The following is a 24764-nucleotide window of genomic DNA, read 5'->3' on the forward strand; positions in this document are numbered from 1 at the left end:
ACTCGGAGGCCGTCGAGAGGTGGACTGCGCTGGCCCCTGCACTAGAGGCCGTCGTCCTGTCCTACTGCGTCGATCCTCCAAGGAGCCGGGAGCCATACGGGGAGCCAACTGACGCGTCCGGCAGCGGACGGACGCGAACTGCCACGGACAGTGGAGCCGTTCGCCCGCAGGTGAGGCAGGGCCCTTCAACCGCTCTACCTGAGCCCAGTCTCAGCACTCCCTTAACGGCACCATAAGGATCGCCCTCACCCGCTCCCAGCAGGCGATTCTGCGGTTTCCAGGGGCTAGCTTGCTGATCGCCCCAGGCATCACAGGCACCCCCCAGATCCGTTTCGAGGAGTACCCCCATGCCCGCTCGCCACCAGGCAGCCGCCCGTATCGCCACCGTCGTCGCGGTCGGCGTCGCCCCGCTCGCCCTGACCGCGCTCGCCGCCGCTCCCGCCGTCGCCCACGGCTCGATGACGGACCCGGTGAGCCGGGTCGCCGGCTGCTTCGCGGAGGGTCCGGAGAACCCGAAGTCCGCCGCCTGCAAGGCGGCGGTCGCGGCCGGCGGCACGCAGGCCCTCTACGACTGGAACGGCGTCAACATCGCCAACGCCGCCGGGAAGTCGAAGCAGATCATCCCCGACGGGAAGCTGTGCAGCGCGGCCAACGACAAGTTCAAGGGCCTCGACCTGGCCCGCGCCGACTGGCCCGCCACGCGACTGACCTCGGGCAACCGCACCTTCCGCTACAAGGGGACCGCCCCGCACAAGGGCTCGTTCGAGCTGTACGTCACCAAGGACGGGTACGACCCGACGAAGCCGCTGAAGTGGTCGGACCTGGAGTCGACGCCGTTCCTCAAGGTCACCGACCCGAAGCTGGAGAACGGCGACTACGTCTTCAACGGGGTCGTCCCGGTCAAGTCGGGCCGCCACCTCATCTACTCGATCTGGCAGCGCTCCGATTCCCCCGAGGCCTTCTACACCTGCTCGGACGTCGTCTTCGGCGAGGGCGGCGCGGGTGCGGAGGCCTCCGCGGCCCCGGCCGCGTCGGCGCCGTCCGACGAGGAGATCGCGGACGGTGCGGACGAGTCGTCCGTGGAGCACGGGGGGCACGGCGACGACGACCCGAAGACCCAGGCGTCGGTCACGGCCGCGGCCGGCACGAAGTCGGACCCGGACTCCGGGACCGACTCCGGCTCCGGCTCCGGCTCCGGCTCCGGCTCCGAGGCCGTGGAGACGCCCGGAGCCGCCGAGGCCGCCGACGGGTCCGGGAACGGGGCCGAACCCGCCGGTGCGTCGGCGAACCTCGCCGAGACCGGGGGGTCCGACTCGACCGCGTACCTCGCGGTGGGTGGGGCGGCGGCGCTGGCGGTCGGCGCGGCGGCGATGTTCGCGTCCGTCCGCCGCAGGGCTGCCGCCGGCAAGTAGGGATCGTGGGGGTTCGGCTGTACGGGAACTGCGGGCCCGGCTGTGGCTGGGCGCGCAGTTCCCCGCGCCCTCTACGGGGCCCGGCCGGCTGAGCGCCGACAGACGGGTAGTGGGGGTTCGGTCCTGCGGGAACTGCGGGTCCGGCTGTCGCTGGGCGCGCAGTTCCCCGCGCCCCTTACGGGTGCTAGCTGATTGCTGACAGGCAGGTTGTGGGGGTGGCTCGGGGCGGGTCCAGGGCGTTGGCCACCTCGTGGAAGGCGATGCGGTCGACGAGTCCGATCGCCGCGTGCTCGGAGAGGTCGAGCGCGCACAGGTCCTGGATCAGGATGTTGCGTACGTTCGGGCCGTCGAGGAACTGCGAGCGGTACGGCGTGACGACCTCGTCGTACCGGGTGGCGATGACCGTGTAGCGCACGCCCGGCACGGTGTCGCCGCCCGCGTTGAGCCGGGTGAGGAACGCGGAACCGGCCACCTGGTCGGCGAGGGCCGGAGCGGCCGATGAGAGCACCTCGCTCGCGCCGGGGAAGTACGTGACCAGCTTGGCCAGTCCGTTCAGGGTGGTGCCGTGGTTGTCGGGGGCGATACCGACGAGGGCGTTCACCTTGGCGGCGCCGCCGAGGAACTTCAGGTAGTGGCGTGGCATCATCCCGCCCTGCGAGTGGCCGACGAGGTCCGCCTTCGCCGCCCCGGTCGCGGCGAGCACCTTGTCGACGAAGGTCTTCAGCTGCTCCGCCGACTTGTCGATGGGGCCGAGCCCGTGGACGAGCGGCACGCCGGGAAGCTGCCCGTAGTCGAGGGCGTAGACGCAGTAGTCGCGGCTGACCAGATAGGGCGCGAGGCCCAGCCAGTTGTCGACGGAGTTGGCGAAGGTGCCGTGGACGAGGACGACGGGGCGCGGGTGGGCGGCGGACGGCTTGCAGGAGTAGTCGTTCCATCCCCTGCTGGTCGCGGTCGCAGCCCGGTCGGTGGCGGTGGCGGCGGTGGCCGTGGTGGCGGGGACGATCGTGACCACCGCGGTCAGCAGCAGCGCCGACAGGGGTCTGAGCAGGTGCTTCCAGGGCAGCATCGGGTGATCTCCTTGCGGCTCAAGGGAGTGACGAGGCCATACGCCCTGTGATCCGGATCACGAGGATGCTGTTCTTTTTTCAAGTTACGGGCGAGTAGTAAGCGTGTGAAGTTACGCGTCAGTAAAAACTTCCAGTGATAACCGGGAGCGCTGACACGTGCCGTTGAACCGTCACCAGGCGGGCCTGATGGGACCGTAGGGCGCAATGCGCAGCAAATGATCGCGCAACGCCCGGACTTCACCCTCACCGATTAGTTCGATCCACGGCCGAACAGCCTCCGCGGCCGCCTCCTCCGCCGCCCGGGTGCACTCCCACCCTCGCTCGGTCAGCACGACCAGCCGGGCGCGCGCGTCGTCGGGGTGCGGCTGCCGTTCCGCGTACCCCTTGCGGACGATCTCGTCGACAAACTGACTCGCGGCCTGTTTGGTCACGCCCAGATGGGCGGCCAGTTCGGTGACCGTCGCCCCGCCGGACGCGATCCGGGCGAAGGCGAACCCGTGCGCGGGCCGCAGCCCCTCGAACCCGCGGGCGACGACACCGTCATGGATGCGCTGTGTGAGTTCACCGGCGACGGCGAGCAGCGCGGCGGAAAGGGCCATGGCCTCGGAGTTCTGCACGCATGCATTGAAACACCCTTGACGAAATGGTCAAGCAGCTTGACTATGATGCACAGTACTTGGTCAAGCGACTTGACCATCTAGCGCGCACAACAGCACGTACAACAGCGCGCACCCCAGCCCACACCGGAGGCAGCCATGCCCGTAGTCCGCTCGTCCGAAGCCGTCACCCATGAGATCCACGGCGCCCGCTTCGTCTCGTACGCCACTCCTCTGACCGGGAGCAGGGAACTGTGCGCCTGGCGGGGTGAGATCCCCGCGGGCACGAAGGCACCCGCGCACACCGTCAGCCGCGAGGAGATCTTCCATCTCCTCGCCGGGGAACTGCTGATGACACTCGACGGCCACACCGAACGGATCGCGGCGGGCGACACGGTGATCGTCAACCCCGGCGCGACACTCACCGTCGAGAACCCGACCGACGAGACCGCGATCTCGTGGGTCACCACGTCCATAGGCCTCCAGGCGGAACTGGCGGACGGCACGACGCTCACCCCACCCTGGGCCAACTGATCGAGGGCCGCCCGAAGGCGCCCCGCCCAGGGGCGCGGGGAACTGCGCGGCCAGCCACAAGGCACCCACACCCGCACCCTCCAGCGACCGACACCCCACCACCCCGCTCCCCCGCGGAGCGTCACGCCGCCAACGCGCCCGGAACCACCGCCCCCGCCCCGAACTTCTCCCGCACCCGGTCCGCCACCTCCTCAAGACGCCGCACCTTCTCGTCCACGGGATCGAACGTCAGCTGGTGGGAGGCCTGTTCGGCGGGGTCGAGCCCTTCGGCCCGCAGAGCCACGCCACGGACCCGGGCCCGCTGCAGACCGAGCGCCTCGTACATGCGGTACGCGGCGTCGGTGAGCGCGGAGGAGTGGGCGGTCGGCTCGGGGAGCGTACGGCTGCGGGTCGTCGTCGACCGGTCGGCATAGCGGACGGTGAGGGTGAGCGTGCGGCACACCATCTCCAGGGCGCGCAGCCGCGAGCCCAGTTCCCCGGCGGCGGAGAGCAGCGCGCGCCGATGCTGCGCGGGGTCCAACTCGTCGCGCGGAAAGGGCCGTTCGGCGGCGAGCGACCGGGACACGGCGTTCGGTACGACCCGGCCGCGGTCGATGCCCCGCGCCCTCTCGTGCAGTTCGCGGCCGGTACGGGCACCGGTGAGCCGTTGCAGTGTGGACAGCGGCGCGGCGGCCACCTTGCCGATGCTGTCCAGGCCGTACTCGCACAGGGTGCGGGCGGTCGCCGTACCGACTCCGGGCAGCGCCCGTACGGGCCGCTCCGCCAGGAACTCCGTGAGGGCGAGGGGGCCTTCGGGGACCACCCGGATCTCCCCGGGGGCGGCTTCCCGCAGGGCCATCCGCGCGAACATCGGGCCGGGCCCCGCCCCGATCGCGCAGTCGACGCCGTGCCAGGCGAGGGCCCGTACGCGGATCAGCGAGGCCAGTTCCACGACGTCCCGCCGGAAGTACCGTTCGGCGCCCCGCAGATCGGCCAGTGCCCCGTCGGGCGGCAGCGCCTCGACGACGGGGGTGAACTCCTCCAACGTGCCGAGGAGCCCGGGCAGGGCGGCCTCGTACATCGGCGGCAGCTGGAAACGTACGCAGAGGATGGTCATCCCGCACTCCCCGGGCTCTGGTGCCACAGTTTCTTTCCGCTCGCGGGCCCCTCGCCCGCCGGGCGCAGATCCGCCCACGGATGCATTTCGTATCCCGTGGGCAACTGGATTCGACGGCCGCCCGTCGGATCTCCCGCAGCCCGGGAACCGGCTCCGGCCCCAGGCTCTCCCTCAGCCCCTTCACCGGGCCCTCCCGCAGGCCCTCCCTGCGGCTCGGCCAGTCGCATCGCCACTCCGTCCAGTCCTTCCTCGTGCCGCAGTTCCACCAGGTCGGCGAGGTTCCAGGCGGCTGCCCCGACGACGCTGAGGCTGCGCGGGCCGCGCCGCTGCACCACTCCGCGTACGAGCAGGAGCCAGGAGTGGAAGACGGTGTGCGCGCACGCGTCGTGGGAGTCGTCGAAGAAGGCGAGGTCGAGCAGACCCGTACCGTCGTCCAGGGTGGTGAAGATGACCCGCTTGCCGGAGCGGATCGGTGGTGTCTGAGTGGCCGCCTTGGCGCCCGCGACCAGGACCGTCTCGCCGTGCTTGGCGGCCCGCAGCCGGCGGGCCGTGACGACACCCAGCTCGTCGAGGAACGTCCGGTGATCGTCCATCAGATTGCGTGAGGCATCCATGGAGAGCACGCCCAGTTCGGCGCTGAGGCGTTCCGCCGAGGAGAGGTCGGGCAGCCCGGCCGACGCGATCTCCTGGCCTCCCGCCAGCGGGAGTTGGGAGCCGCCTGCGCCGCGTGCGCCCCGGTGCAGTTCGGTCAGGTGCAGTTGCAGATCACGGCGGTTGGCGCCGAAGGTGTCCAACGCGCCCACCTGCGCGAGCCGTCCGGCCAGCGGGCGGCTCGGCCGGGCCCGTTCCCAGAAGTCGAGCAGCGAGGCGTACGGCTGCCCCTGTTCGATCCGGGCCGCCTCGGCCTCGCTGATCCCGTGCACGTCGGAGAGCGCGAGCCGGACACCCCAGGTCCCCTCCGAGTCCCGCGCCCCTTCCAAAGAATCAGACACCAGTTCGATACTGTGTGCGACCGACGACCGGTTCACGTCCAACGGCAGGATCGGCACCCCCCGCCGTCGCGCGTCCGCGAGCAGCAGCCGCTTCGGGTACATCCCGGGATCGTGTGTGAGCAGCCCCGCGTAGAAGGCGGCCGGGTGGTGGGCCTTCAGCCACGCCGACTGATAGGTCGGCACGGCGAACGCGACCGCGTGCGCCTTGCAGAAGCCGTACGCCCCGAAGGCCTCGACGATCTCCCAGGTACGGGTGATCGTCCGCGCGTCGTACCCCCGCGAGGCCGCGTGCTGCGCGAACCAGAAGCGGATCCGGCCCTGCGACTCGGGGTCGGACAGCCCGCGCCGCACCCGGTCCGCCTCGCCCCGTCCGCAGCCGGTCATGATGTCGACGATGTCGATGACCTGCTCGTGGAAGACCACGACCCCGTACGTGCTCTTCAGCGGCTTCTCCAGATCGGGGTGCGGGTAGCGGACCGGCGCGCGGCCGTGCCGTGCCTCGATGAACGGCCGCACCATGTCGGCCGCGACCGGCCCGGGGCGGAAGAGCGAGATGTCGACGACGAGGTCGTGGAAGGTCGCGGGCTGGAGCCTGCCGACCAGGTCCCGCTGCCCCGGCGACTCGATCTGGAAGCAGCCCAGCGTCTCCGTGGACCGGATGAGCCGGTACGTCTCCGGGTCGCCCTCCTCGACGGCGACGGCGTCCAGGTCGACCTGGTCGCCCGTCGCCCGCTCCACCTCGGCCACCGCGTGCGCCATCGCGGACTGCATCCGCACACCCAGTACGTCGAGTTTGAGCAGCCCGAGGTCCTCGACGTCCTCCTTGTCGAACTGCGACATGGGGAGCCCTTCGCCACTGGTCGGCACGACCGGCGTACGGGCGAGGAGCGAGGCGTCGGAGAGGAGGACCCCGCACGGGTGCATGGCGACTCCGCGCGGCAGGGCGTCCAGTGACTCCACCAGGTCCCACAACCGCCCGTACTTCTCCTTCTCCCCTGCCAGGGAACGGAGTTCGGGCAGTTCCGCCAGCGCGGCGCGGGCGTCGCGGGCGCGGATGTGCGGGAAGGACTTGGCGATGCGGTCGATGTCGGCCGGGTCCATGGAGAGGGCCGCGCCGACGTCCCGTACCGCGTGACGCACCCGGTACGTCTCCGGCATCGCCACCGTCGCGACCCGCTCGGTGCCGAACCGGCCGATGATCGCGCGGTAGACCTCGATGCGGCGCGCGGACTCCACGTCGATGTCGATGTCGGGCAGGACCGCGCGGCGTTTGGACAGGAAGCGCTCCATCAGCAGTCCGTGTTCGACGGGGTCGGCGTGCGCGATGCCGATGAGGTGGTTGACGAGCGAGCCCGCCCCCGAGCCGCGCGCGGCGACCCGGATGCCCATCCCCTTCACGTCGTCCACGACCTGAGAGACCGTCAGGAAGTAGGAGGCGAAGTGGTGGTGGGCGATGATGTCCAGCTCGCGGTGCATCCGCTCCCAGTACTCCCGCGCCCGGGACGAGCGGTCGTACCCGAGCCGCGTCATGCCTGCCGCCGCCCGTGAGGCCAGTACGCGCTGCGCGGTGCGGCGCCCGGCGCCGACGAGGTGTGCCTCGGGGAAGTGCACCGCGCCGATCCCGAGGTCGTCCTCCGGGTCGACCCGGCACTCGTCGGCGGCGGCCCGGGTCTGTTCGAGCAGCCGGTGGGCGGTGTCGCGGCGGTAGCCGGCGGCCTCGACGACCCGTTCGGCGGCGGCGAGCATGGCCCCCTCGTCCTTGAGCCAGGCCTCTCCGCTGTCCAGTTCCTTGCGGGGGTCGACGGGGACCAGCCGGCGGGCGGCGTCCAGCACGTCGGCGACCGGGCCCATGCCGGGGTCGGCGTACCGGACGGTGTTGGTGAGCACCGGGCGCACCCGCTGCTCGGCGGCGAAGCCGACGGTACGGGCGGCAAGGCGCAGGGAGCCGGGGCCGGTGCCCTCGCGTCCGTGCCAGACCGCTTCCAGGCGCAGCGCGTCGCCGTACACCTCCCGCCAGGGCGCGAGCAGTGCCGCCGCCCGGTCGGGCCGTCCGGCGGTGAGCGCGCGGCCGACGCCGGAGGCCGGGCCGAGCAGCACGGTCAGCCCGTCGGCGTGGTTCTCGGCCCGGGGCAGCAGTGGCCGCCCCTCTCCCGCATGCGCCGCAGTAACGATCCTGCAGAGATCGGCCCAGCCCTTCGCGCCGTCCCGGGCGAGGAAGGTCACGCGAGGCGTCGACTCGTCGACGAAGGCACCGCCCCGCACGGGAGTCCGGCGCCGCTCACCCCGTACGGACTCCGCGGCGGCCCTTCCCGCGACCCCTGCGGACGCTCCTTTCACGGATCCTCCGGCGGGCCTTCCGGTGGGCTCTTCGACCGCGAGGTCGACTCCGAACAGCGGGCGCACGCCCACGCCCTGCGCGGCACAGGCCTTCGCGAAGCGGACCGCGCCCGCGACGGTGTCCCGGTCGGTGAGCGCCAGCGCGTCCATGCCCCGCTCGGAGGCCCGCTCGGCAAGGCGCTCCGGGTGGGAGCCCCCGTACCGCAGGGAGTATCCGGAAGCGGTGTGCAGATGCGTGAAGCCGGGCACGCGCACCTCCACCACCAGGGGCTTCCACACAGCCCTCGAACATTAGTTCCCAAGTCCCTCACCTCCACCATAGACCATCTCTCGAACATCTGTACGACATCCATTCGGACCCGTCCCACCTGCGCAAACGTCACGACGCCCGGACCGTGGGGACATGCCACGGACAGCAGAGGCCCCGCCCAAGTCCTTCCTCGACGAGGTCAAGGACGCGGTCACCCCGCGGGCCACCCTGCTCGTCATCGGCGTGGTCGCCCTGCAACTGCTCTTCATCGCCTCCTACGTGGGGGCGCTGCACCATCCGAAGCCGAAGGACGTGGCGTTCGGGGTGGTCGCGCCGGGCGCCGCCGCGGGGCAGACGGTGGCCCGGCTCGAAGAACTGCCCGGCAGCCCTCTGGACCCCCGAAAGCTCGCCGACGAGGCGACGGCCCGCGAGCAGATCGCGAACCGTGACATCGACGGCGCCCTGCTGGTCGACCCGAACGGCACCACCGACACCCTGCTGGTCGCCTCCGGCGGCGGAAAGACCCTGTCCAACGCCCTGATCGCGCTCACCACCGCGCTGGAGAAGGACCAGGGGCGCACGGTACGGACCGTCGACGTGGTCCCGGCCGACGCCCAGGACGCCAACGGGCTGACCCCCTTCTACCTGGTCGTCGGCTGGTGCGTGGGCGGCTATCTGTGCGCGTCGGCGCTGGCGATCAGCACGGGGGCCCGTCCGGCCAACCTGCGGCGCGCGGTGATCCGGCTCGCCGCGATGGCCCTGGTCGCGATCGTCGGCGGACTCGGTGGGGCGGTCATCGTCGGACCGGTCCTGGGCGCCCTGCCGGGAAGCGTGGCCGCCCTCTGGGGACTCGGCGCGCTCATCACCTTCGCGGTGGGCGCCGCCACGCTGGCACTCCAGTGCGTCTTCGGGATCGTCGGCATCGGAGTGGCGGTCCTGCTGGTGGTGATCCTGGGCAACCCGAGCGCGGGCGGCGCCCTCCCCCCGCCGATGCTCCCCCCGTTCTGGAAGGCGATCGGCCCGGCCCTCCCCCCGGGCGCCGGCACCTGGGCAACCCGCTCGATCGCCTACTTCAAGTCCAACGACATCACCACCGCGCTCCTGATCCTCTCGGCCTGGGCAGCAGCGGGAACAGCGATCACCCTGACGGCAGGCTCACTTGGCAAACAGGCTCAACCCCGCCGCCCCTAGGGGCGCGGGGAACTGCGCAATCCTTCAGGCGCGCCCCACCGAGCCCGCACCCTCCAGACGACCTCCAGGGGCGCGGGGAACTGCGCAATCCTTCAACCACACCCCACCGAACCCGCACCCTCCAGACGACCCCCAGGGGCGCGGGGAACTGCGCAATCCTTCAACCACACCCCCACCGAACCCGCACCCACTCCCCAACCCGACCCAACCCAAGGCAACGCAGCGCAACGCAGCGCAGCACAACGCAACGCAAAAGCCCCGCCCCCGCGCCAGCGGGACCGGGGCTTTCACACCACGGCGGAGCCGATCGTCAGCCGATCTGCGTACCCGTCGCGGACAACGCCTCAGTCACCGGCTGGAAGAACGTCTCCCCACCGGAGGTGCAGTCACCACTGCCACCGGACGTGAGTCCCACCGCACTGCTGCCCGAGAACAGCGACCCACCGCTGTCCCCCGGCTCGGCGCAGACATCGGTCTGGATGAGCCCGTTGACGATGTCACCGTTGCCGTAGTTCACGGTCGCGTCCAGGCCGGTCACCGACCCGTCGTGCACCTGGGTCGTGGACCCGCTCCGGGTGACCTCCATCCCGACGGTCGCCTCCGCGGCCCCCGATATCTGCTGCGCGGAACCGTTGTAGAGGTTCACCTCGCTCGGGTGGTCCACGTCCGCGGTGTACTTCACCAGGCCGTAGTCGTTGTCGGGGAAGCTGGAGTCCGCGTTCTCGCCGATCTCCGTGCCGGAGGAGTCGGACCAGTTGGTGATCCCCTCGGTGCAGTGCCCGGCGGTGAGGAAGAACGGCTCGCCGCCCTTGACCACGTTGAAGCCGAGCGAGCAACGGCCGCCACTGCCGGTGATGGCGTCACCGCCGGCCACGAAGGTCTTGAACTCCCCCTTCGTCCGCTTGAGTTCGGTCGTGCCGCCGAGGCCGTCGACGACCTTGGTGAGTTTGGTCAGCTCGGCACCGGTGACCGTACGGTCCGCGGTGACGACGACCTTGTTGGTCGCGGGGTCGAGCGCCCACGAGGTGCCGGGGATGGTCGCGTCCTGCTTCAGCGTCGTACGGGCGCTCTTCAGGTCGGCGAGAGAGTTCTCGACGACTCTGGCCCTGGCGCCCGCCGACTCGACGGTCTCGGCCGCGGCCTGGTCGAGCACGTTCACGACGAGGCTCTTGGCCTTCGCGTCGTAATACGTTCCCGCCGCGTCGCCGCCGAGGTCCTTGCCGAGCGTCGAGGCGAGCTTTCCGGCCGCCGTGACCGAGAGGACCTTCAGCTCGGGGGCGGGCGTGTTCTCACTCGCGTTCGCACTCTGCAAGGTGACTCCACCCGCGACGAGTGCGGCGATGCCCGCGCCGGCTGCGACGGCCCGTCGCCTGGATATGCGTCGGTGCTTCAACTCGTGTCCTCCTGTGGGGGGTCGGACGCGGCGGTAGTGGGGACCAGCGCGACCGAAAGGTGTGTGGCAATGGTGACGACTCATGAAAAAAGCCGCGTCCATGCCAACGGACACCACCCACTATTCCGAGGCCCCACCGGGGCACACAAGGTCGACTTCAGGACGCGCGCACGACAACCGACGTGCGCCCCCGCACGGTTGACGCGCGTTGACAAGAACGCTGTCACACCACGTCGATCCCCATTGCAAATACTACGAGCGAGTAACCAACGCCCCTCTGTGAGGTCTAGTCCTGTCCTGAATTCGACCCTCGGAAGTCCGGATCCAGCGGTGCCTCGACGGGCGGGAGTTGCTCCTGCATCGATTGCTGCCACTGGGTCAGCAACTGCTGCGCCTGAGCCGCCAGCTCCAGGGGCCGGTTCGGAGGGCGGTCCGAACTCCGGCCCGAGGTCTGCTCCGAAGCCCCGCCCGCCCCTTCCGCCCCGCTCGCCCCGTCCAGGGTCTGCTGCGATTCGGACAGCTCCCGCGGTGACTGCTGGGACTGCTCCGCCTGCTCTGCCTGCTGTGGCCGCGGCGCCTGCTGGGACTGCACGTGAGCCGTCCCCGGATGCGCCGGATGCGGGCCGTGCCCCGGCTGGGCCCGCTCCAGGAACCGCAGCAGCTCGACCGGGAAGGGCAGCACGAGCGTGGAGTTCTTCTCCGCCGCGACCGCCACCACGGTCTGCAGCAGCCGCAGCTGGAGCGCGGCGGGCTGCTCCGACATCACTCCGGCGGCCTCCGCCAGCTTCTTGGAAGCCTGCAGTTCGGCGTCCGCGTTGATGACCCGGGCCCGCCGCTCACGGTCGGCCTCCGCCTGGCGCGCCATGGACCGCTTCATCGTCTCCGGCAGCGACACGTCCTTGATCTCGACCCGGTCGATGGAGACGCCCCACTCGACGGCCGGGCTGTCGATCATCAGCTCCAGGCCCTGGTTCAGCTTCTCGCGGTTGGAGAGCAGGTCGTCCAGCTCGCTCTTGCCGATGATCGAGCGCAGCGAGGTCTGCGCCATCTGCGAGACCGCGAACCGGTAGTCCTCGACCTTGATGACCGCGTCGGCGGCGGACACCACCTTGAAGTAGACGACGGCGTCCACCCTGACCGTGACGTTGTCCCGGGTGATCCCCTCCTGCGCGGGCACCGGCATAGTCACGATCTGCATATTGACCTTCTGCAGCCGGTCCACGAAGGGCATGATCATCGTGAAGCCCGGACCACGCACCCCGGATCGCAGCCTTCCGAGCCGGAGCACCACTCCGCGCTCGTATTGTTTGACGACTCGGGCCGCGGCCATCCCGTACACCACTCCGACGGACGCGAGTGCCACTCCCGCCGTCACCAGCTCCTCGACCATGACGACCCCCAGGGTCCGTAACGGGCGCAAAAGGTGTGTACTTCGACGGTAACTCCGGCGCGCGGACGAAGGGGAGATGGAGGACAGAGGTGCCTAGCGGGATACGGATGCGGGACGGGCGGCGGCTGGCGTTCGAGGAATGGGGCGACCCTCAGGGCACGCCGGTGGTGCTGCTGCACGGCACACCGGGCTGCCGGACCGGGGTGGTGCCGCAGGACCTGATCGAGGCGCGCCCCGAGGTGCGGTTCATCGCGTACGACCGCCCCGGGTACGGGGACTCCGACCGCGGCCCGGGACGCCGGGTGGCGCAGGCGGCGCGGGACGTGGCGGCGCTGGCCGACGCGCTCGAACTGGGTCCGTTCGCGGTGCTGGGCCGGTCGGGCGGTGCCCCGCACGCGCTGGCCTGTGCGGCGCTGCTGCCGACCCGGGTACGGCGGGCCGCCGCGCTGGCGAGCCTCGCGCCGCCCTCCAGCGAGGGGCTGAACTGGTTCGAGGGGATGGCGGAGTCGAACGTCGAGGAGTTCACCCGGGCACTGACCGACCCCGTGGACTTCTCGGAGCGGCTCGCCTCGCGGGCCGCCGAGATCCGGACGGACCCGGCGCAGCTCCTCGCGTCGATCCGGGACGGGCTCACCGAATCCGACCGGCGGATCGTCTCCACCCCGGCCGTGAGCGACATGTTGTTGCGCAACTACCGTGAGGCACTGCGCACTTCGGCGTACGGCTGGCTCGACGACAATCTCGCGCTGCTGAGCCACTGGGGCTTCGACCCGGCACGGATCACCCGGCCCGTGCTGCTGTGGCACGGCGCCGAGGACGCCTTCTCCCCGGTGGGCCATTTCGAGTGGCTGGCCCGCACCATCCCCCGCGCCCGGCCCGTGCTGGATCCGAAAGGGGGCCACTTCTCGGCGCTGGAGGCCCTTCCCGACGTACTGGACTGGCTGTGCGCCACGCCGAGGACCGACGGCTGAGCCGGGCCGACGGCTGAGTCGGACCCAACGGATGAGCCGGACCCACGGCCGAGCCGGCACGGGGTGCGCGGGACGAGTCGGCTCGTCCCGCGGGCGACCCCACGACGAGCCCCCGCACCGCGAACGGTGTGCGGGGGCTCGTCTGCTGCTGGCTGCAGGTTCAGACCGTTCGGACAGTTCGGACGGATCTACTGTGACGCGTACCGATCAGTAACACGTACCGATCAGTAGACGCTGACGCCGTAGGCACTCAGGGCCTCGGTGACCGGCTGGAAGAACGTGGTGCCGCCGGAGGTGCAGTTGCCGCTGCCGCCGGAGGTCAGACCGTAGGCGACACCGTTGCTGCCGTAGAGCGAACCGCCGGAGTCGCCGGGCTCGGCGCAGACCGTGGTCTGGATCATGCCGTAGACGATGTCGCCGCCGCCGTAGTTGACGGTCGCGTTGAGGGCGGTGACCCGTCCGGTGCGCGTACCGGTGGTGGAACCGGTACGGATGACGTTGGTGCCCACCGCCGGGGTGGCCGCGCTGGTGATGTCCACGCTGCCGGCGGTCCCCGACTTGGTGACCGAGGTGTTGGTGTAGCGCACCAGGCCGTAGTCGTTGGTCGGGAAGCTGGACCCGGCCGTCGTACCGAGGGTGGTCGTGTGCCCCGAGTTCGACCACCAGGTGCCGGCGCCGTCGGTGCAGTGGCCGGCGGTCACGAAGTAGTCGACGCCCGAGCTGCTGCGGACGTTGAAGCCGAGCGAGCAGCGCCAGCTACTCGCATAGATGGCGTCGCCACCCTTGATCAGCTTGTTTATCTTGCCCGGGGTGCTCTTGATCTGCAGGGCTCCGGCGTTGGCGCCCGCGGCCTGCTTGATCTTCGCGATCTCCGCCTTCGAGACCGTGCTGTCCACCGTGACCAGGACCTTGCCGGTCTTGGCGTCGGTCGCCCAGGCGGTGCCGGGCACATCGGCCTTGAGCACCGCGGAGTTGGCGCTCTTCAGCTGGGTGGTGCTGAACGTCGACGCGTCGTTCGCGTTCGCCGCGGGGACGGTGAACGCTGCCGCGGCCACGAGTCCGGTGCTCACGGCGATCAGCCGGGTCCGTCTCGCTATGCCACTACGGGGGGTGGTGCGCTTGGTCCTCACTGTTCGTTCCCTCCAAAGGGAAGTCGGGGGCCCGCGTGGGGTCGGGGCCCGTGAGGCGCACGCCAGAGGCAGAGTGTCCGGATTCCGGATACGCCGTGCCCCTGACAAGGCGCTGGGGGGAGTATTTGGCCGTGCACCCGAACGACGCAAGGGCGCCTTTCGGCCGTACGGCGTTCAACTTACGTATGCCCCACAGGAGTTGATCTCTTCGGCGCCGAGGTGTGGGGTGCGTGCGGATCGGCCGGTGCGGATCACGGGTGCGGGTCGAGCCGTGCAGGTCAGGCAGGGCGGATCGGACCAGGTGGATCAGGCGGTGCGGATCGGGCGGTACGCGTCACCGGAGCAGATTGCGCTCGCCGGCCGCAATCTCCGCGCCCAGAGTATTCCCCGGCGGCGGGAATGGGCAGATGAAGTGGTCCGCGAATGCGCACGGCGGGAGCAGGGCCCGGTTGAAGTCCACCGTCGTGCGCCCCCGCGCGTCGGGCGCGGCGGGCCGCAGGAACCGGAAGCGGTAACTGCCGTGTCCGCTGGTGGAGTCGGCGAAGACGGCCCACAGCGAGCCGTCCTCCTGGACGGTCACCTGCAGCGTCAACTCCTGTCCGTCCAGCGTGAACGCGAGTTCCCCGCCGAGCCCGAGCCCCCGCTCGCGCCCGTCGGCGTTCCCCACCCGCACGGTCCGCTTCTCCCCGTACGGCGTGAAGCGCCCCGGCACCGACCAGCGCGGGTCGTACGAGGTGGCCTCGATGCCGCGGAACGCCTGCCGCGCAGGTGAGGCCGGGTCGAAGTCGCGTACACCGGGGACGCCCTCGCGTACGAGGACGACGAACCGGCGCTCCCCGTACGCGACCCGGGCGTCACTCGCCGGGCCGGGGTCCGCCACCAGCCTGACCTGGCCGTTCAGGGGCCGTCCGGCCACCTGGACGCCGTCGGACTCCTCGGCCGCCAGCAGCACCGCGTCCCCGTCGACGGTCCAGCGGCCGGGCATGTCCGGAATTCGTCCCTCCGGATGATCTTCGATCCAGTGCGTCCCGCGGAGCGCCAGGGGCCCGTGGGGCGCGGACACCGTCGTGGTGCGCTGCTCGTGCCAGTGCTTCCAGTCCTCGGCCGCGTCCGTCGTCATGTGATCAACCCTTCCACACGGGATCGTGCACCCCGAGGTGTGAGCGCAGTGTCGTACCGGTGTATTCCGTCCGGAACACGCCACGCTCCTGGAGCAGTGGCACGACCCGGTCCACGAACGCGTCCAGGCCGCCCGGCGCCGGATGCGGTACGAGGACGAAACCGTCGGCCGCGCCGGTTCGTACGGAGTCGTCGATCTCGGCGGCGACCGACTCCGCCGTGCCGACGAAGGACCACCTGCCGTCCGACGCGCCGATCCCGGCGGCCCTCTCCCGTGCCTCGGCGGCCGAGTCGCCGAGTACGGCGGTGGCCTCGGCCATGATCTTCAGGTCGGTGCGGTCGCGGCCGTACCCGGCGAGGCGGCCCTTCACCTCGGCGTAGAGAGCGCGGCCCGCCTCCGGAGTCGCGTACCGCGTGAGGATCACATCGGCGGTGGACTCCGCGAACGCGCGTCCCTCCGGCGAGTTGTCGGAGGGACGGATGACGACGGGGTGGCCCTGCGGGGAGCGCGGCACGGTGAACTCGCCGGCGATGTCGAAGTGCCGGCCGCGGTGCGCGAACGGGCGCACGATGCCGTCCGGCGTCCACGAGTCCCACAACTCCCGTGACACGTCGACGAACTCGGCGGTGCGGGCGAGCGGGTCGGCGGAGTCCGCCACGTTCCAGGCGGCGCGCCCCGCGCTGAGATGGTCCAGCGTGGCCAGCCTGCGGGCGAGTTCGTACGGTTCGTTGGAGGCCGTGTCGACCGTGGCGGCGAGCCCGATCCGCTCGGTGCGGGCGACGAGGGCGTTCAGCACGGTGACCGGCTCGGGGACAGGTCCGCCGCGCTCGGCGGGCCGCGCCTCCTCGGCGAGGAGGAGGAAGTCGAACAGGCCGCGTTCGGCGGTGCGCGCGAGTCGCTCGAAGGACGCGAAGTCGGCCCCGGCGGTGGTGCCCGCGCCGCCGGGGACGTACGCGGCGAGGTGCACCTGCTGGAGAAGGGGCGGGAAGGGCCCGCGAGGAGGCTGCCCGGCGGGCGTCCGTACGGTCATGACGTTCCCCCTGTCACGGCGTACCGACGGGCGGGCCGGCCGAGCCCCAGATGCTCGCGGAGCGTGCTGCCCGGGTAGAAGGTGCGGAGGAGCCCGCGGTGCTGGAGCAGTGCGGCCGTGCCGTTGACCAGGCGTTCCAGGTCCCGGCGCGGTTCGACAGGGGTGAGGTGGAAGCCGTCGGCGGCACCGGTCTCGTGCCAGGCGGCGATCAGTTCGGCGAGGTCGACGGGTCCGCCGCGGTACAGCGGGCCCTGCGCGGTCTGCCGCGGGCCTCCCCCGCCGTGGCCCGGCTCGGCCGCGCGTTCGCCGTCACCGAGGTCGACGGTGAGGGCGGCGAGGACCCGCAGTTCGTCCGGGTCCCGGCCGTGGGCGAGCGCGGAGGCCTGCAACTCGGCGCGTATCGCGCCCACTTGGGACGGGTTCGTGCCCCGGACCAGTGCCACGTCCGCGTACCGGGCGGCGGTCGCGCGGGCGTGCCGGTCCGTGGCGTCGACGACCCGTACCGGGTAGTGGCCCGGGTGCGGGTCCGTACGGTCGGCGCCGTCCCGGAGCCGGGCGGCCACGTCGGCGGCCTGTCCCGCCTCGTGCCACAGGGCGTCGACGGGTGCCGCGTGCCGACGACCGAAGAGGCGGGCCTCGCCCTCGGTGGTCGACACGTCGATACACCAGCCCGCCCGGCCGCGGCTCACCCAGTCGAGGGTCGCCACGGCGGCCCGGACCTGGAACGGCTCGGTGTGGGTGGTGGTGACGGTCGGCACGAGACCGATGCGGGTCGTGGCGGGCGCGACCCGCGCCAGCACGGCGAGCGCGTCGAACCCCGGCCGCGCGAAGCTGTCGCCGAGGGTCACGAAGTCGAACCCGCCGCTCTCCGCGAGCCGCGTCAGCTCGACGTGGACCGAGACGTCGTCGTGGGCCGCCGTCTGGTCGACGGCTGCGGCCAGGTGCAGAAGCCCCCGGCCGTTCGGTGGCGTCATGGGAGGAAAAACCTTTCTGGGAAGCTCCCGTGCCGCCGCCGCGACGAGCGGAGCCACGGCGGCGGCACGGGGCTTGGGTGGAACAGGGCTCAGGTGGAACGGGTCATAGGCGGAACGGGGCTTGGGCTGAATGAGCTTGGGCGAATGGCTCCGGCGTCAGATCTTCGGCAGGCCCGGCGGGTTGATCTCCGACTTCGGGACGGCCTCGCTCGACAGGCCCCAGCGCTTGAGCACCTTCGCGTAACTGCCGTCCTCGATCACGTGGTTGACGGCTGCCGCGTACGCGTCGACGAGTCCGCTGCCCTTCTTCGTGGTCGCGGCGATCTTGCCCTGGAGGTCGTCGCCGGCACCCGAGAGCGTGCCGACGATCTCCGACTGCCCGGCGCTGGACACGTGGTACGCGGCGGACGGGCTCGGGCCGAGGTAGGCGTCGATACGGCCCGACTGGAGAGCCAGGTAGTAGTCCGTGTCCTTCTGGAAGTACTTGATGGTGACGGCCTTGCGGCCCGCCTTCTCGTTCTGCTTGCTCCAGTCGACGAGGATCTTCTCCTGGTTGGTGCCGGAGGAGACGGCGATCGTCCTGCCGGCCACGTCCTCGGGCCCGTCGACCTTCCAGCCGCTGCCCTTCTTCGCCTCGAACGCGATGTTGTCGAGACGGTAGGTGGCGAAGTCGTACTTCTCCTTGCGCTCCTCGGTCACGGTGACGTTCGAGAAGACGGCGTCGAACTTGCCGCTGTCCAGGCCGACGAAGAGGTTCTCCCAGGAGACCTCGTCGTTGTCGAGCTTCAAGCCGAGGGTGTCGGCGACGAGGGTCGCGAGGTCGATCTCGGAGCCGATTCTCGTCTTGTCGTCGGTCGCGTAGAAGCCGAGTGGCGGTGAGGCGTCGGCGCTCTGGCCGAGCTTCAGCGTGCCGCGCTCGCGGATCGCCGCCGGGACGAGCGCGGCGATCTCGGCGACCTTCTTGCCGCGGATCCGGTTCTGGTCGGGGCCGATGTTGACGTCGCCGACCTTCTTCGTGCCGGACGAGCCCGTCCCGGTCGCCGCATCGCTGTCACCACCGCAGGCGCTGAGCAGCGGGGCGACGACGAGGGCTGCGACGGAGGCGGCGAGGGTGCGTCGGGATATCACGGTGAACTCCTTTGCTGGGAACGGACGGTGAACGAAAGCGGCCTCGGCCGGACTGCCGGTCCGGAAGCCGGTCGGAGAACCGCTGGGAGAGCCGGTCGGAGCGGTCGAAGGGTGGTGGTGGGCCTCAGAGGACCTTGGAGAGAAAGGCGCGGGTGCGCTCGTGCTTCGGCGCGTCGAGTACGTCGCCGGGGGCGCCCTGTTCGACGATGCGGCCGTCGTCCATGAAGACGACGGTGTCCGCGACCTCGCGGGCGAAGCCGATCTCGTGCGTGACGACGATCATCGTGGTGCCCTGGTGGGCCAGGTCCTTGATGACGTCGAGGACTTCGCCGACCAGCTCGGGGTCGAGCGCGGACGTCGGCTCGTCGAAGAGGAGCAGCCTCGGTTCCAGGGCGAGCGCGCGGGCGATGGCCACCCGCTGCTGCTGCCCGCCGGACAACTGCTTCGGGTAGGCGTCGGCCTTGTCGGCGAGCCCGACCCGGTCGAGCAGCCTGCGCGCCGCCTCGGTGACCTCCTTGCGGGACCGCTTCAGCGCGGAGACCGGGGCCTCGACGATGTTGTCCAGGACCGTGAGGTGCGGGAAGAGGTTGAAGTTCTGGAAGACGAAGCCGATCCGGGTGCGCTGTTTGAGGATCTCGCGCTCGCGCAGCTCGTAGAGCTTGTCGCCGGAACGTCGGTAGCCGACCAGCGAGCCGTCCACGCTGATCCAGCCCTGGTCGACCTTCTCCAGGTGGTTGATGGTGCGCAGCAGGGTGGACTTGCCGGAGCCGGAGGGGCCGAGGACGACGGTGACCTCGCCCGCGCGCACCTCCAGGTCGACGCCCTTGAGCACCTCCAGCGAACCGAAGCTCTTGTGGACGGCCCTGACGTCGACCATGGGCGCGGCAGGCCCGCCGCCTGTGCCGTCGGTGTCGGTGCCGGTGTCGGGAGTGGTGGGCGCGCTCATCGGGTGCTTCCCTTCGCGAAGTGTCGTTCCACGTAGTGCTGGAGGACGGAGAGCGCGGTGGTCAGGAGGATGTACCAGGCCGTGGCGACCATGAGCAGCGGTACGACCCGGCCGTTGCGTCCGTAGATGACCTGGACCTGGTAGAAGAGCTCGCCGATCGCCATGACGGAGACGATCGAGGTGCCCTTGAAGAGGGAGATCACCTCGTTGGCGGCGTTCGGCAGGATGGAGCGCATCGCCTGCGGCAGCACGATCCGGCGGATCTGCCGAAGGCGTGGGATGCCCAGGGCCGCGGCGGCCTCCAACTGGCCACTGTCGACGGCCAGTACGCCACCGCGCACGATCTCGGCGGCGTACGCGGCCTGGTGCAGGGCGAGTCCCAGGACGGCCGCGCTCATCGCGCCGACCAGACCCATCGTGTCGAAGGTGAAGAAGCCGGGCCCGAAGGGGATTCCGAACTTCAACTCCTTGTAGAGATAGGCGAGGTTGAACCAGAAGAGCAGCTGCACGATCAGCGGGATCGACCGGAACGCCCAGATGTAGGCGAAGGAGACGGCCTTCAGGAACGGACTGTCGGACAGCCGCATGAAGGCGAGGACGATCCCGAGGGCGAAGCCCAACGCCGTTCCGTAGGCGGTGAGTTGAAGGGTCACCCAGACCGCCTTGAGGATCACCTCGGCGGTGAAGAACTCGGCGAACACCTCCCATTCCCAGCCGGGGTTGGTGGCGAGCCCGTGGGCGAACTGGGCGAGCAGCACCGCGGTCACGATCACGGCGGCCCAGCGCCAGGGGTGCCGCACAGGCACCACCTTGAGCGCGCCGTAGTCCTCGGGCTCGGCCGGCGCCTTGACGATGGGTGGATCACTGGTCAGCGACATGGGGTCCTCGGGGCGGAAGAGGGAACGGGGTGCGCGGTGCGGGCGCGGGGTGCGCCGTGGGCGCGGATGCGATGACGTGCCTGCGCCTGCGGGGCGCCGGCTACGCGGCGGTGGCGCGACAGGAGAGGTCGCGCAGGAAAGCCAGCGCGGCCCGCGCGGTGGCGTCGTTCTGCCGGAAGGCGGGCCCTCCGGTACGGGGCCGGGTGAAGGCGCCGGAACCCCGGGCGTCGGTGTGCGGCCCGAGCGCGAAGCGCCGTGGGTGCGGGGCGCCGGACCGGTCGAGGACGCGCCCGTCGGCGGGGTCGACGGCGAGCAGGCCCTCGGGCGTGGCGGCGGCCCCTTCGGCGTACAGCTCACGCAGCAGGGTGTCCCGGGTCCGCTCGACGGTGGGGTGCGGCAGTCGTGCCTCGACGAGGGCGCGGGCCTCGACGTACTCGCCGGGCACGGTGGTGCTCGTGGCGCGGAAGACTCCGTCCGCGGCCGTCACGGTCATGCCGGCGCCGAGGAAGTTCAGTACGCCCGCCCGTGACAGGGCGAGCAGCTGCCGCAGCCTGGGGCCGGGCGGCCCCGAGGCGAGATAGCTGAAGAAGCCGTGCCACCAGGGCCCGATGTCGCCGAGCCGCACCAACTGCCCGTAGACGGAGAGGAGTCCGAGGAAGACCGCCAGGTCGGGGCTGTGCGCGGGGTCGTGCCGCCGGGCGAGGTCCCCTTCGACGTAGGCGCGCAGACCGTCCTGGAGCGCGTCGTACGAGGGGTGGCGTACGCCGTCCAGGGGGTGGTCGAGCGCCGACAGGTCCAGCCGGTCGGCGGGGTCGGGCACGGCGGCGGCGACCAGCGCCCGGAGCTCGGCGCGGCCCGCGCTGTCGACGGCGGTGCACTTCTCGTATCGCTGCTCGAAGTCGGTCCAGGGCATGGCCGTGCGGTCGGGACGGGCCGTGAACAGCCGGTGGTAGTGGGCGAAGCCCAGCTCCTTCTCGACCAGCGGCCACACGTCCTGCCGGAAGTCGAACCCACCGGGGCGCGCGAGCAGTTCGTCCACCTCACCGGGTCCGAAGAACCGTGGCAGCGGCGGGCGTTCACCAGTCCAGTCGTAGCCGATCTTCGAGTGGTACGGGACCCCGCGCCGCGATCCGACGTGCAGCACGGGCTCGCGCCCGGACGCCCGGTACGCCAACTCCCCGTCCGCGCCGGTCTCGTAGCGGCCCCCGCGGCCTTCCGTGAGCAGGACCATCAGGTCGACGAAGGCGAGCCCGAAGCCCCGTACGAGCACCGGTTCACCGGGTCCGAGGGCGGACAGGTCGCTGTCGGCGGTGAAGTCGGGCGGCAGATGGACGAGGTCGTGGGCACGGGCGTACGCGGCCAACTCGCGCTGTTCCTGGTCCAGTTCGGCGTCGAGATGGCCGAGCGCGAGGACGACGAGGTCGGCGAGGAGCGGACGCGGCCGGCCCTCCAGCCACACCTGCTGACGGCCCTCGGACGGACCCCCGACCCGCACGGCGCGGTGGGGGTGGTGACGGACCCGGATGCCCGGCGGGAGGGCGGCGACGGTCCGCTCGTACACCCAGCGCAGATAGGCGCCCTGCCGCTGCCGGTCCGCGAAGTGGCGTCCGTCGAGCCGGGCCCACTCGTGCAGGGTGGGGCCCTCCCGTACGGGTCCGGCCATGTCCACGGTGTCGTCGGTGAACATGGTGACGTCCTGGGCCTGCGAGTTCATCCACAGCAGCGGTGGCTGTTCCTCGCGCCAGATGCGTCCGCCGCCCGGCGGATACGGGTCGACGAGATGCACGTCGAGCCCCGAACCGGCGTACAGCTCGGGCGCGTTGGCGGCGATCCGCTCCAGCAGCCCGGTCCCCCGCGGACCCGCGCCCACGATCACCAGCGACGGGCGCACCCCGCCCGTCCCGCTCATCGCGCGCGCTCCGAACCGCGTCCGTAGTGCCGCTCGACGTAGTACTGGCCGACGCTGAGCACGGAGGTGACGATGATGTACCAGAGCGTGGCCACCATCAGGAGCGGGATGACCTGGTAGGTGCGGTGGTAGACGAGCTGCACGGAGTAGAGCAGGTCCTGCACGGCGATCACGCTGATGATCGAGGTGCCCTTGAGCGTCCCGATCAGCATGTTCCCGGCCGGCGGCACGATGGAACGCATGGCCTGCGGCAGCACGATCCTCCACCAGCGGCGCCACCGGCTCAGCCCGAGCGCCTCGGCGGCCTCGATCTGTCCGCGGTCGACGGAGAGGATGCCGCCGCGTACGACCTCGGCGGCGTACGCGGCCTCGTGCAGGGTGAGGCCGATGATCGCGACCGTGACCGGGCCGAGCAGATTCACCGTCTTCACGCCGAAGAGCGTCGGGTAGAGCGCCCCGATGTTGAACCAGAACAGCAGCTGCACCAGGATCGGCATCGACCTGAACAGCCAGACGTACCCCCAACTCACCGCGCGCAGCACGGGGTTGCCGGAGAGCCGACCCGCGGCGAGCAGGGCGCCGAGGGCGAAGCCGAGCGCCATGACGAGCCCCGTGAGCCACAGGGTGAGGCCGAGGCCGCGCAGGACCGAGGCCGAGGTGAAGTAGTCGCCGACCACGTCCCACTGGAACGCCTCGTTGCGTGCGACGGAGTTGACGGCGAGCCCGAGCAGGATCAGGACGAGGCCCGCGGCGGTCCACTGGCCGGTCCGGCGCCGGGGGACGATGCGCGAGGGCACCGCGTCTTCCGGTGCGGCCACCTTGGTGAGGGTGTGCGAGGACATGCGAAGGCTCCGTGATGCGTCGAATCGAGTCGAACACGGGTGGTGCCTTCACACGGATCACGGCCAAGCCCCTCAGCAGGACCGCCCGTTGAGAGTACGGGGGCGTTTCCCCGGGCTGTCAAGGCTGTCCACACTGTGAGCGGTACGTCTCACGCCAGTTGACGTGCAACCGAATGCCTGTTCCACTTGTGCGCATGTATTCGCAGCAGTGGCTGGTCACGCGCTCCCACATCGACTTCGGTCGAGTGTGGTCCTCATCCTGTTGAGCTGACCCCCTGCGCGCCCTGGCCCTTCAAGGGCGGGCGCCTTCCTCATTTCTCCACCCGCAGCCTCGCCTTCACACGCGCACCCCTCCCCTCGCGTTTCCGCACTTCGCGCCCTTTCACGTACTTCCCGCCCTTCAGCGCTCCCTTCGGCGCACCCTTTCGCGTTTCCTCACCGCGCGCTCTCTCGTCCCGCGCTCTGCTTCCAGGAGACCGCTCCATGCGTACGTTCACGCGTGCCCGCACTCACCGTGCCCGCAACCAGCTCTTGCTGCCGTTCGCCCTGATCACCTCCGCGACCCTGCTGCTCACCGCGTGCGGCTCGGGCGGGGACGACACCGCGGCCGTCGGCACCGCCCAGGCCGCCGCCGGCAAGAGCAACGAGATCCCCACCACGGACGTCGTCTCCGCCGTCGAGAAGAACGCGGGCGCCGCGAAACTGCTGCCCGCGGGCACCGACTCGCTCACTCTCGCCGTCAGCGTCGGCGGATCGCCGCCCGGCACCAACTACCTGGAGGACGGCAAGACCCTCGCGGGCCAGGACGTCGACTTCGCGGACGCCGTCGCGAAGACGCTCGGCCTGCGGCTCAAGCGTGAGGCCGCGAGCTTCGAGGCGATCCTCCCGGCCCTGGACAGCGGCAAGTACGACATCGGGGTCGGCAACTTCGGCGTCACCGACGAGCGCCGCAGGACCATCGACTTCGTCACCTACATCAACGACGGCCAGGGGTTCGCGACCCGCGAGGACAGCGACCTGGACAAGGTCACCGACCTCGCCCAGCTGTGCGGGCTGAACGTGGCGACCGGGGCGGGCACCACGTTCGAGGCCACGCTGGAGGACCAGAAGCACGTGTGCTCCGACGCGGGCGAGAAGGCGTACAAGGTGCAGACGTACAGCGAGCAGGGCGCGCTGTGGTCCTCGCTCCAGCAGGGGCGCAGCGATGTGGTGATGAGCACGATCAACGGGCTTCGCTATGCCGTCTCGCAGCAGGAGGGGCTGAAGTTCCTGAACGAGTTCCATCGGCTGGATGTGGGGTTCGCGTTCAAGAAGGGCACGGAGTTGGCGCCTGCGGTTCAGGCGGCCGTGAACGGGCTGATCTCGGACGGGACGTACGCGAAGATCCTCAAGAAGTGGGGCACGACGGGGTCGGCGATCACCAAGTCGCAGATCTCGCCGCCGGAGATCAAGGACTGACCCGCCGGGATTTTCGCCCCCGCCGCCCCTACCCGTTCCCGTCCACGCATGGGGGCTGCGCCCCCTCGCCCCCTTTTGCGCAGTTCCCCGCGCCCCTAAGTGCCTAGGTACCTAGGGGCG

General features: G+C 70.8%; 19 protein-coding genes and 1 pseudogene. 5 read left to right on the forward strand and 15 right to left on the reverse strand.

Annotated elements, in window-relative coordinates; translation table 11 throughout:
- Positions 1-347 precede the first annotated feature (347 nt).
- Positions 348-1412, forward strand: coding sequence for a lytic polysaccharide monooxygenase (locus ACFVH5_RS36520; protein ID WP_385837991.1), 1065 nt, complete (start codon positions 348-350; stop codon positions 1410-1412).
- A 184-nt stretch (positions 1413-1596) separates the two neighbouring features.
- Here ACFVH5_RS36520 and ACFVH5_RS36525 read toward each other — a convergent pair whose 3' ends face one another.
- Together ACFVH5_RS36525 and ACFVH5_RS36530 are read right to left on the reverse strand one after the other, a co-directional pair.
- Positions 1597-2478 carry an esterase/lipase family protein gene (locus ACFVH5_RS36525; RefSeq protein ID WP_385837993.1) on the reverse strand — a complete coding sequence of 294 codons (882 nt, stop codon included), beginning with the start codon at positions 2476-2478 and terminating at the stop codon, positions 1597-1599.
- Between the two features lie 171 nt (positions 2479-2649).
- Positions 2650-3096 (reverse strand): MarR family winged helix-turn-helix transcriptional regulator, encoded by a 447-nt coding sequence (locus ACFVH5_RS36530; RefSeq protein WP_385837994.1) that lies wholly within the window; start codon positions 3094-3096, stop codon positions 2650-2652.
- A 138-nt stretch (positions 3097-3234) separates the two neighbouring features.
- Between ACFVH5_RS36530 and ACFVH5_RS36535 the strand changes: the two genes are divergently transcribed.
- Positions 3235-3609, forward strand: coding sequence for a cupin domain-containing protein (locus ACFVH5_RS36535; protein WP_385837995.1), 375 nt, complete (start codon positions 3235-3237; stop codon positions 3607-3609).
- A 121-nt stretch (positions 3610-3730) separates the two neighbouring features.
- Here the strand turns inward: ACFVH5_RS36535 and ACFVH5_RS36540 are convergent, their stop codons facing one another.
- Positions 3731-4705 (reverse strand): hypothetical protein, encoded by a 975-nt coding sequence (locus tag ACFVH5_RS36540; RefSeq protein ID WP_385837996.1) that lies wholly within the window; start codon positions 4703-4705, stop codon positions 3731-3733.
- A complete protein-coding gene (locus ACFVH5_RS36545) occupies positions 4702-8283 on the reverse strand; it encodes a DNA polymerase III subunit alpha (protein WP_385838007.1) in 3582 nt (1193 codons plus the stop codon). Before ACFVH5_RS36545 ends, ACFVH5_RS36540 begins: the two co-directional genes overlap by 4 nt.
- Before the next feature lie 154 nt (positions 8284-8437).
- Between ACFVH5_RS36545 and ACFVH5_RS36550 the strand changes: the two genes are divergently transcribed.
- Positions 8438-9475, forward strand: coding sequence for a DUF3533 domain-containing protein (locus tag ACFVH5_RS36550; protein WP_385837997.1), 1038 nt, complete (start codon positions 8438-8440; stop codon positions 9473-9475).
- 310 nt (positions 9476-9785) lie between these two features.
- Here the strand turns inward: ACFVH5_RS36550 and ACFVH5_RS36555 are convergent, their stop codons facing one another.
- Positions 9786-10868, reverse strand: coding sequence for a S1 family peptidase (locus ACFVH5_RS36555; RefSeq protein WP_385837998.1), 1083 nt, complete (start codon positions 10866-10868; stop codon positions 9786-9788).
- Positions 10869-11495: 627 nt separating this feature from the next.
- Positions 11496-12258, reverse strand: a pseudogene (locus ACFVH5_RS36560) (slipin family protein); the annotation flags it as partial.
- Positions 12259-12347: 89 nt separating this feature from the next.
- Here ACFVH5_RS36560 and ACFVH5_RS36565 point away from each other — a divergent pair.
- Positions 12348-13229 (forward strand): alpha/beta fold hydrolase, encoded by an 882-nt coding sequence (locus ACFVH5_RS36565; RefSeq protein WP_385837999.1) that lies wholly within the window; start codon positions 12348-12350, stop codon positions 13227-13229.
- Between the two features lie 224 nt (positions 13230-13453).
- On the opposite strand, the gene ACFVH5_RS36570 is transcribed toward ACFVH5_RS36565, so the two are convergent.
- The 9 genes from ACFVH5_RS36570 to ACFVH5_RS36610 all read right to left on the reverse strand — a co-directional run bounded on the left by ACFVH5_RS36570 (position 13454) and on the right by ACFVH5_RS36610 (position 23186).
- Positions 13454-14359, reverse strand: a complete 906-nt coding sequence (locus ACFVH5_RS36570; RefSeq protein ID WP_385838000.1) for a S1 family peptidase — start codon at positions 14357-14359, stop codon at positions 13454-13456.
- 334 nt (positions 14360-14693) lie between these two features.
- Positions 14694-15479: a DUF1684 domain-containing protein gene (locus ACFVH5_RS36575; RefSeq protein WP_385838001.1), complete on the reverse strand. Its 786-nt coding sequence runs from the start codon at positions 15477-15479 to the stop codon at positions 14694-14696.
- Between the two features lie 4 nt (positions 15480-15483).
- Positions 15484-16509 carry an LLM class flavin-dependent oxidoreductase gene (locus tag ACFVH5_RS36580; protein WP_385838003.1) on the reverse strand — a complete coding sequence of 342 codons (1026 nt, stop codon included), beginning with the start codon at positions 16507-16509 and terminating at the stop codon, positions 15484-15486.
- Entirely contained in the window at positions 16506-17483 is a 978-nt protein-coding gene (locus tag ACFVH5_RS36585; RefSeq protein WP_385838004.1) for an LLM class flavin-dependent oxidoreductase, read from the reverse strand. Before ACFVH5_RS36585 ends, ACFVH5_RS36580 begins: the two co-directional genes overlap by 4 nt.
- A 156-nt stretch (positions 17484-17639) precedes the next feature.
- A complete protein-coding gene (locus ACFVH5_RS36590; protein WP_384813911.1) occupies positions 17640-18611 on the reverse strand; it encodes an ABC transporter substrate-binding protein in 972 nt (323 codons plus the stop codon).
- Between the two features lie 124 nt (positions 18612-18735).
- Entirely contained in the window at positions 18736-19488 is a 753-nt protein-coding gene (locus tag ACFVH5_RS36595; protein ID WP_385838008.1) for an amino acid ABC transporter ATP-binding protein, read from the reverse strand.
- Positions 19489-19553: 65 nt separating this feature from the next.
- Complete coding sequence (locus tag ACFVH5_RS36600) at positions 19554-20435, reverse strand: amino acid ABC transporter permease (RefSeq protein WP_210884051.1); 882 nt, start codon at positions 20433-20435, stop codon at positions 19554-19556.
- Between the two features lie 100 nt (positions 20436-20535).
- Positions 20536-22344: an FAD/NAD(P)-binding protein gene (locus ACFVH5_RS36605; protein ID WP_385838005.1), complete on the reverse strand. Its 1809-nt coding sequence runs from the start codon at positions 22342-22344 to the stop codon at positions 20536-20538.
- Positions 22341-23186, reverse strand: coding sequence for an amino acid ABC transporter permease (locus tag ACFVH5_RS36610; protein ID WP_210884048.1), 846 nt, complete (start codon positions 23184-23186; stop codon positions 22341-22343). The genes ACFVH5_RS36605 and ACFVH5_RS36610 overlap by 4 nt, the downstream gene beginning before the upstream one ends.
- A gap of 483 nt (positions 23187-23669) precedes the next feature.
- On the opposite strand from ACFVH5_RS36610, the gene ACFVH5_RS36615 reads away from it, so the two are divergent.
- Positions 23670-24644, forward strand: a complete 975-nt coding sequence (locus ACFVH5_RS36615) for an ABC transporter substrate-binding protein (RefSeq protein WP_385838006.1) — start codon at positions 23670-23672, stop codon at positions 24642-24644.
- The last annotated feature ends 120 nt before the right edge of the window (positions 24645-24764 follow it).

It is taken from the genome of Streptomyces sp. NPDC127119 (assembly GCF_042677425.1).
GTDB lineage: Bacteria > Actinomycetota > Actinomycetes > Streptomycetales > Streptomycetaceae > Streptomyces.

What these genes read in the sequence shown, in the direction of transcription:
- ACFVH5_RS36520 (WP_385837991.1), top strand. Translation starts at nt 348, where the DNA reads ATGCCCGCTCGCCACCAGGCAGCCGCCCGTATCGCCACCGTCGTCGCG.
- ACFVH5_RS36525 (WP_385837993.1), bottom strand. Translation starts at nt 2,478, where the DNA reads ATGCTGCCCTGGAAGCACCTGCTCAGACCCCTGTCGGCGCTGCTGCTG.
- ACFVH5_RS36535 (WP_385837995.1), top strand. Translation starts at nt 3,235, where the DNA reads ATGCCCGTAGTCCGCTCGTCCGAAGCCGTCACCCATGAGATCCACGGC.
- ACFVH5_RS36540 (WP_385837996.1), bottom strand. Translation starts at nt 4,705, where the DNA reads ATGACCATCCTCTGCGTACGTTTCCAGCTGCCGCCGATGTACGAGGCC.
- ACFVH5_RS36550 (WP_385837997.1), top strand. Translation starts at nt 8,438, where the DNA reads ATGCCACGGACAGCAGAGGCCCCGCCCAAGTCCTTCCTCGACGAGGTC.
- ACFVH5_RS36575 (WP_385838001.1), bottom strand. Translation starts at nt 15,479, where the DNA reads ATGACGACGGACGCGGCCGAGGACTGGAAGCACTGGCACGAGCAGCGC.
- ACFVH5_RS36580 (WP_385838003.1), bottom strand. Translation starts at nt 16,509, where the DNA reads ATGACCGTACGGACGCCCGCCGGGCAGCCTCCTCGCGGGCCCTTCCCG.
- ACFVH5_RS36585 (WP_385838004.1), bottom strand. Translation starts at nt 17,483, where the DNA reads ATGACGCCACCGAACGGCCGGGGGCTTCTGCACCTGGCCGCAGCCGTC.
- ACFVH5_RS36595 (WP_385838008.1), bottom strand. Translation starts at nt 19,488, where the DNA reads ATGGTCGACGTCAGGGCCGTCCACAAGAGCTTCGGTTCGCTGGAGGTG.
- ACFVH5_RS36600 (WP_210884051.1), bottom strand. Translation starts at nt 20,435, where the DNA reads ATGTCGCTGACCAGTGATCCACCCATCGTCAAGGCGCCGGCCGAGCCC.
- ACFVH5_RS36605 (WP_385838005.1), bottom strand. Translation starts at nt 22,344, where the DNA reads ATGAGCGGGACGGGCGGGGTGCGCCCGTCGCTGGTGATCGTGGGCGCG.
- ACFVH5_RS36610 (WP_210884048.1), bottom strand. Translation starts at nt 23,186, where the DNA reads ATGTCCTCGCACACCCTCACCAAGGTGGCCGCACCGGAAGACGCGGTG.
- ACFVH5_RS36615 (WP_385838006.1), top strand. Translation starts at nt 23,670, where the DNA reads ATGCGTACGTTCACGCGTGCCCGCACTCACCGTGCCCGCAACCAGCTC.